Genomic DNA, 7,043 nt, shown 5'->3' with positions numbered 1-7,043 from the left:
GGCGGGCGCGCCCTCCGCGTCGGGCGCGATCTCGGCGGGCGCGATCTCGGCGGGCGCCGCCGCGGCGGCCGGGGCGCGCCGGAACGCGACCCGGAGCAGGATCAGGATCGCGAGCCCGCCCACGATGAGCGGCATCCGGACGACCGGCCAATCGTAATGGTCGATAGCCTGGCCGAGCCCGAGCGTGCCGGCGATGAAGAGGATGAGGAATCCCGCGAAGATCCGGTCAGTCATTGTCGTCCCCGGCCCTTCTCCTGAAATTCCGCCATAGCGGGAATGTCAGCGAGAAGATCAGGATGGCGATGAGGAGGAGCGAGATCGGCCGCGTCCAGAACAGCGGTCCGAAGGCGTTGAGCGAGATGTGGAGGTAGGTCTCGGCCGCGTTGCCGAGCACGAAGCCGAGAAGCAGCGCCGCCCGGCTGTACCCGAGCAGGACCATGAAGTAGCCGAGGAACCCGAACACGAAGGTGAAGAACACGTCGCGCACGTCGTTGGAGGTCGAGAGCGCGCCGAGCACGACGAGGACCAGGAGGATCGGGCCGAGCAGGGAGCCCTTGATGCTGGTGATCGCCCCGAACTGCTTGGCGAGCGCGAGCATCATGAGCGTCGCCAGCACGTTGGCGACCGCCACCACGGCCGCGAGCCCGAGTGCGATGTCCATGTGGTTCTTCAGGAATTCCGGGCCCGGCTGCAGCCCGAGGATGAGAAAGCCGCCGAGCAGGAGCGCCATGCCGGCGCTTCCGGGGATTCCGAAGGCGAGGGTCGGGACGAGCGCGCCGCCTTCCTTGGCGTTGTTGGAGCTTTCCGGCGCGATGACGCCCTCGATGATGCCCTTCCCGAAGGCTTCCGGATGCTTGGAGGACTGCCGGGCGAAGGCATAGGCGACGAAGGGCGAGGTCTCGCCGCCGACGCCGGGAATGATGCCGACGATGACGCCGATCACGGAGGACTGGATGAACAGCCAGAAATGCTTGAAGACCGAGGTGCATCCCTCCCAGACCTGCCGGTAGGAGACCTTCGTCGCCTCCTGGGACACCGCCGAGCCGGTCGACAGCATGGCGACGATCTCGGGGATGGCGAAGAGGCCGAGCGCAATGGGGATCAGCCGGAAGCCGTCGAGCAGGTAGTCGTAGTCGAACCAGAAGCGGGCGACGCCGCTCACCCGGTGCTCGCCGAACATGGCGAGGAAGATGCCGAGAGCGCCGGCGGCGAGGCCCTTGAGCGGCTGGTTCTCGCCGAGCACGCCGATGAAGCAGAGGCCGAGGACCGTGAGGATGAGGGTCTCGGGCGAGGAGAACGCCATCACGACCGGCTTCAGGAACGGGAGGATCAGCGCCAGCAGCACGACACCGAGCACGCCGCCGAGCGCGGAGGCGGTGAGCGCCGCGCCGATCGCATAGCCGGCCTGGCCCTTCCGGCTGAGCGGATAGCCGTCGAGTACCGTCGCAGCGTTCGGCGGGGATCCCGGAACGCCGATCAGCACGGCGGTGACGGAGCCGCCGGTATAGACCACGGAATGGAGCGCCAGCAGGAAGGCGAGTCCCGAAACCGGGTCCATGCCGTAGACGAACGGAAGCAGGATCGCGAGCGCGGTCAGCCCGCCGAGGCCCGGCAGGATTCCGAACACGAGCCCGATCGGAACGGCGATCAGGATCAGACCGAAGACATGGGGCTGGAAGAAGGCGCCGAGCGCCTGTTGCACTGCCTCGAGCATGGCGGCTCCCGAAAAGGCCCGGACCGGGGATCCGGTCCGGGCCGTTCGTCACGACACGTCCTGGGCGGTCAGAAGTACTTCTCGAGAAGCACCGTCTTCACCTGCTCGAGCCTGTCGCCCTCGACCGACTGCATGAGCTGGTCGATGATGGCCTTCTGCTCGGTGCCCGGCAGGTAGTTGATCTCGCGCCCGGTCTTCTCGACGTCGGCGATGACCTTCGGGTCCGTGAGGACGTCCTCGACCACCTTCCGCATGTAGTCGACCCTGTCCTGCGGCACGCCGGGTCCCATGGCGAGCGAGCGTCCGAGATTGCTCACGCTCTCGCGGAAGTCGATCCACCATTCCTTGTCGGCCGGAACCGCCGCCGCCTCGAACAGCGTGGGCGTGTCGGGCAGCGTCTTCCAGCGCTTGCGGGCGAGCACTGCGACCGGCTTCAGCTCGCCGCCCTTGCCGAGATCGGAACCCGTATTCGCTTCCACAGCGATCGCGTCGGTCTCGCCGCGGATCGCGGCGAGCGATGATTCCTTGCTGCCCTTGTAGCCGGTGATGATCTTGCACTGGAGCGAGAGCGTCTCGCAGAACACGGCGGCGAAGTCGCTCAGCCCGTCGGCCTTGGACCCGGCGGCGAACTTGATGGGAGCGCTCGCGCCTTTCAGGTCCTCGATGCTGCCATAAGGCGACTTGGCGCTGATCAGCACGGAGCCGGGCTCGGACGCGATCCGTCCGAGCCAGTTGAACTCCTTCACGTCGAACCGGCGGCCGGACTGGTCGGTAAGCTGGGTCAGCAGCGCCGCCTCGCCGTGCACGATGTCGATCTCGCGGCCGTCCTGGTCGCCGCGGACCATCTGGTTGAGCGCCCCGGTGCCGCCGGCGCCTGGCCGGTTCTCCACGATCACCGTCCCGCCGATCCGCTCCGCGATGTGCGGCGCCAGGATGCGGGCGAAGGTGTCGAACCCGCCGCCCGGGCCGAAGCCGACGACGAAGGTGAGCGTCTCGCCCTTGTAGAATTCCTCCGGGGATTCCGCCTTGGCGGCCCCCGCCGAAGCTGCCAGTGCGGCCGCCAGGGCGAGGCCCAGTCCGCGCATGTGCCAGTTCATGTCATCCTCCCGTTTTGTCTTGATTGAGGTAGTTTGATCTCCTACCATTCTGGCCACAATCGCCCCGCCATGCAACGCGCGATTGTCGTTGGCTCTTCGTCGTCGCTCCTCCCGGCCTTCCCCTTCCATACGCCAGTGGCAGATTGAATGCAATTCTTCATGAAATCCTGAAGGCGAAGCCGGGGCGGAGGCCCGCCCGTCCTCAGGCTGCCGCCTCAGGCGGCGCGCCGGTCCGTGCGGCCTCGAGGAGCCGGAGAAGCGCGTGCTCCTCGAGCGGGCGCGGGTTCCAGTAGGGGGCGGCGAGCGTGATCTCGACGGCGTTCCGGACGTCTTCCGCTCCGAAGCCGAGCGCGCCGAGCGAGGCTGGCGCGCCGACCCGCCGCGCCAGCGCAAACAGCCCTCCCGGCGCGTCGGCCGTGCCGAGGGCCCGCGCGATCCGCTCCATCGCCTCCGGCGCGGCCGGGGCGTTGTATCGGGCGCTGTAGGGCAGCAGCACGGCGTGGGTCTCCGCATGCGGCAGGTCGAAGCTGCCGCCGAGCACGTGGCAGAGCTTGTGGTGCAGCGCCATGCCGACGCTGCCGAGCGCCATGCCGCAGAGCCAGGCGGCGTAGAGCGCGTCCGCGCGCGCGTCCCGGTCGCCCGGGGCGGCGTCGATCGCCGGCAGCGCGCCGGCCATGCGCCGGATCGCCTCCTCGGCGAGGAGCGAGATCACCGGATTGCCGTCCCGCGCGTAGAGCGCCTCGACCGCGTGGGCCATCGCGTTGAGCCCGGAATTGGCGGAGAGCCGCGGCGGCAGCGAGAGCGTGAGGTCGACGTCGTAGATGATAGCGTCCGGCAGCAGCGCCGGCAGGCGCCGCGTCGTCTTCCGGCCACCCTCCGTCTCGCCGAGGATCGGGGTCGCCTCCGACCCGGCATAGGTGGTCGGCACCGCGATCTGGGCGAGACCGGTGCGCAAAGCGAGCGCCTTGCCGAGCCCGATCGCCGAACCTCCGCCGAGGGCGACGAGGCAGTCCGCCCCGGCGGCCGCGACGCGTTCGTGCGCCGCCGCCGTCACCGCGACCGGCGTGTGCATCGCCGGCTCGCGGAAGATTTCGGCGATCCGGTCGCCGAGCGACGCGCGGAGCGCCTCCGCCTTCGCGACGTGGTGGGGCGTGGCGATCAGGAAGGCGCGGCTGCAGTCGAGCTCGTCGAGCACCGTGCCGAGCGTGTCGAGCGTGCCGGACCCGAACCGGACGCGGCCGGGCAGCGAGACGTAGGAGAACGGCTTGAGCGCCTCCCCGTTTCCTCCGGCCCGGCGGTCCGGTCTCACGTCCAGTCCTCCATCTGCCGGAGGAGGCGGGCGCGGGCCGAGCCGATATGGGCGCGCAGCCGCTCGTCGGCCTGTTGCGGATCGCCGCGCTCGAACGCGTCGAGCAGCGCCTCGTGCTCGGCCACCGCCTCCTCGCCGAGCCGGAGCTCGTAGGTCTCCGTGCGCATCTTGAGGGCGATCCGCTCGAAGATCCCCGCGAGCAGCTGGACCAGATGGGAATTGCCGGCCTGGCCGGCGAGCGCGAGGTGGAACTCCGCATCGACCTGGAGCCGGGTCTTCGCGGTGCGGTCGGTGACCGCCTGGCGGTAGCGCAAGTTGATCGCCCGCAGCGGCGCGGTCTCGACCTTGCCCGCCTCGGCGAAGATGGTGCGCAGCGCGTGCAGCTCCAGCGCTTCCCGGACGCCGTAGAGGTCCCGCGCCTCCGCCTCGCCGATCTCGCTGACGAAGAAGCCGCGGCGCGGGACGTGGCGCACGTAGCCTTCCTGCCGCAGCCGTTCGAGTGCCTCGCGGACGGGCGTGCGGGAGACGTTGAGCCGGCCTGCGAGCTCCTCGTGCACGAGCTTGTTGCCCGGGCGGTAGCTGCCGGAAAGGATCAGCTGCTTCACCGCGTCGTAGACGCCGCCGGCCGATGTCGGCCCTTCTTCCATGTCCTTCTCCGGGGCGGTCCTCGTTCAGCCCTCGCCTATCAGACGGAGCGGATTGGCGACGAGGATTTCGTCGCGGACCGCCGCGTCGGGCGCGAAGTCGGCCAGGAGGTTCAGGAGCGCGCCGTCGTCCGGCATCGTGTCGAACAGCCCGGTATGCGGCCAGTCCGTGCCCCAGAGCATCCGCCTGGGCGCGGCGGCGATAAGGGCGCGGGCGATCGGCACGACGTCGCGATAGGGCGGCCCCTCGCGGGAGAGGCGGTCGGCGCCGCTGAGCTTGATCCAGACATGGTCGTGGCCGGCGAGCTCCGCGAGCAGGCGGAACGCCGCCCCTTCGGTGCCCTCGGCGACGTCGACCCGCCCCATGTGGTCGATCACGATCGGCGCGCGCGCCCGGGCGAGCCGCGGCGCCAGTGCCGGCAGGTCGCGCGGCGCGAAATGGAGCTCGATGAACCAGCCCCGGTCGGCGCAGATCGCCTCGGCACGCTCGAAGAGGATGGGATCGAAGACGCCGCCATGCTGCGGATTGAAGGCGAAGCGCACGCCGCGGACGCCGGCCGCGTGCATCGCGGCGAGTTCCGCCGCATCCGCCTCGTCCGGAAGCCGCACGACGCCGGCGAGGCGGCCCTCGCTCGCCGCGAGGATCTCGACGAGCGGGCGGTTGTCGTCGCCCTGGAGATTGGCGTGGACGAGCATGGCCCGCTCCAGGCCGAGATCCTGCATCAGCGCCGCGTAATCGGGCAGGCGGGCCGGCGGCGGCGAATATTTCCGCTCCGGCGCATAAGGCGCCCGGGCCGGGTCGAAGAGATGGAAATGCGTGTCCCAGGCGCCCGGCGGAACGGGGAAGCGCGGCGGCGTGCGGGCCGCAAGCGGGCCGAGGCAGTCCGGTATGCCGCGCGCGCCCGGCTGAGGCTCGGCGTGCTGCATGGTCGCGATGGGCTCCGAGTGAAAGACCAGCCGTCGCTTAAACCACGCCGAAAGTGAATGCAATTCTTCATGAAACGCGGCGCACCGTCTCCTTGACGCCCTTCCCCGCGCGCCCTTGCGGCCCGGTGCCGGCCGCGCATGAAAAAAGTTCGCGCCCTATGTCGATATTGTCGGACCTCGTTCGTCGTATCGGCAGGGTGGCCGATGCGGCCCCCCGCGAACCAGGGAGTGAAGGCGATGCGTGTGATGGTCATGGTGAAGGCTTCGGCGGATTCGGAAGCCGGCCTCCTGCCCGAGACCGAGCTGCTCGAGGCGATGGGCAAGTTCAACGAGGAGCTGGTGAATGCCGGCATCATGCTCGCCGGCGAGGGGCTGAAGCCATCGTCGGAGGGCAAGCGCATCGCCTTCGACGGCCCGGGCCGGACGGTGATCGACGGTCCCTTCGCCGAGACGCGCGAGCTCGTCGCCGGCTTCTGGCTCTGGCAGGTCAGGGACATGGCCGAAGCGGTCGAGTGGGCGAAGCGCTGTCCCAACCCGATGCCCGGCCCGAGCGAGCTCGAGATCCGTCCGCTCTTCGAGATGGCCGATTTCGGCGACGCGGTGACGCCGGAGATCGCCGACCAGGAGGAACGGCTCCGCACCAGGCTGGAGGGCCGCTAGGCCCCGGTCTCGCGCCCGCGATTCCGCCCGCCCGCTTGACCGCGATGCGCGGCGGCGGGCGGAACCGCGGAGCGGCCTGGATCGGGCGGGGTCAGCCCGCCAGCGCTCTCGGCGCGGGACGCAGCGCGAGAAGCGCGGCGAAGCCGGCGAGGCTGACCGCGATGCTGAGAAGGAGCGCCGAGGCGCCGTAGCGCTCCATGAGCAGCGCGAAGACGAACGGCGCCGCGGCCTGCGCGAAGCGCGCCGGCACCATCAGCACGCCCTGCCGGTAGCCGTAGCCGGCCGGGCCGAAGATCGCGAGCGGCAGCGTGCCCTTGGCGATGGTGAGGATGCCGTTTCCCGCGCCGTGAAGGACCGTGAAGACCATCGCCGCCGGCGCGCCGAATGCGAGCACCGCGAGCGCGCCGAGCGGGTGCGCGATCGCGGCGAGCCGCGCCGAGACGATCGGATCGAACCGCCGGAGGAAGCCGAATTCGAGAAGCCGGGCGGCGACCTGCGCCGGGCCGACGAGAGCGGCCGCGGCGACCGCCGCCGCCGGCGTCGCGCCGACCCCTTGCAGGAGCGCCGGCAGGTGCGCCGCCATCGCCGTGCTGGTGAACCAGGTCACCGCGAAGACGAGGGCGAGGAGCGGCATGGCCGCGTCCCGCGGGGCCGATGCCGCCGCCGGAACGGCCGGCGCCGGGTGAGGGAAC

At 70.4% G+C, this 7,043-nt stretch carries 8 protein-coding genes; 1 reads left to right on the top strand and 7 read right to left on the bottom strand.

The features are described 5' to 3' along the window. The 6 genes from E4O86_RS23300 to E4O86_RS21645 form a co-directional block, all read right to left on the bottom strand. Window positions 1-234, bottom strand: a 234-nt coding sequence (locus tag E4O86_RS23300; protein WP_205521037.1) for a hypothetical protein, incomplete at its 3' end; no start/stop codon positions are given. Next, window positions 227-1,714: a tripartite tricarboxylate transporter permease gene (locus tag E4O86_RS21665; RefSeq protein ID WP_161142635.1), complete on the bottom strand. Its 1,488-nt coding sequence runs from the start codon at window positions 1,712-1,714 to the stop codon at window positions 227-229. The genes E4O86_RS21665 and E4O86_RS23300, both read right to left, overlap by 8 nt. Before the next feature lie 68 nt (window positions 1,715-1,782). Then, the gene (locus tag E4O86_RS21660; protein WP_161142634.1) at window positions 1,783-2,811 is read right to left on the bottom strand and encodes a tripartite tricarboxylate transporter substrate-binding protein; all 1,029 of its coding nucleotides are present in this window, start codon (window positions 2,809-2,811) and stop codon (window positions 1,783-1,785) included. Window positions 2,812-3,013: 202 nt separating this feature from the next. Further along, window positions 3,014-4,120 carry an iron-containing alcohol dehydrogenase gene (locus tag E4O86_RS21655; protein WP_161142633.1) on the bottom strand — a complete coding sequence of 369 codons (1,107 nt, stop codon included), beginning with the start codon at window positions 4,118-4,120 and terminating at the stop codon, window positions 3,014-3,016. Continuing rightward, on the bottom strand, window positions 4,117-4,767 hold the full coding sequence (locus E4O86_RS21650; RefSeq protein ID WP_161142632.1) for a GntR family transcriptional regulator: 651 nt from the start codon (window positions 4,765-4,767) through the stop codon (window positions 4,117-4,119). Before E4O86_RS21650 ends, E4O86_RS21655 begins: the two co-directional genes overlap by 4 nt. Window positions 4,768-4,791: 24 nt before the next feature. Continuing rightward, window positions 4,792-5,691, bottom strand: coding sequence for an amidohydrolase family protein (locus tag E4O86_RS21645; protein WP_161142631.1), 900 nt, complete (start codon window positions 5,689-5,691; stop codon window positions 4,792-4,794). Window positions 5,692-5,928: 237 nt separating this feature from the next. Here E4O86_RS21645 and E4O86_RS21640 point away from each other — a divergent pair, with 237 nt between their 5' ends. Continuing rightward, complete coding sequence (locus tag E4O86_RS21640; RefSeq protein WP_161142630.1) at window positions 5,929-6,351, top strand: YciI family protein; 423 nt, start codon at window positions 5,929-5,931, stop codon at window positions 6,349-6,351. Between the two features lie 91 nt (window positions 6,352-6,442). Here E4O86_RS21640 and E4O86_RS21635 read toward each other — a convergent pair. Next, window positions 6,443-7,043: MFS transporter (locus E4O86_RS21635; RefSeq protein WP_161142629.1), on the bottom strand; the 601-nt coding region annotated here is incomplete at its 5' end.

Source organism: Propylenella binzhouense, assembly GCF_009866965.1.
GTDB classification, from domain to species: Bacteria; Pseudomonadota; Alphaproteobacteria; order Rhizobiales; family Afifellaceae; genus Propylenella; species Propylenella binzhouense.
The sequence above is the reverse complement of the archived record's forward strand: the minus strand, read 5'-3'. Positions and strand labels throughout refer to the sequence as shown.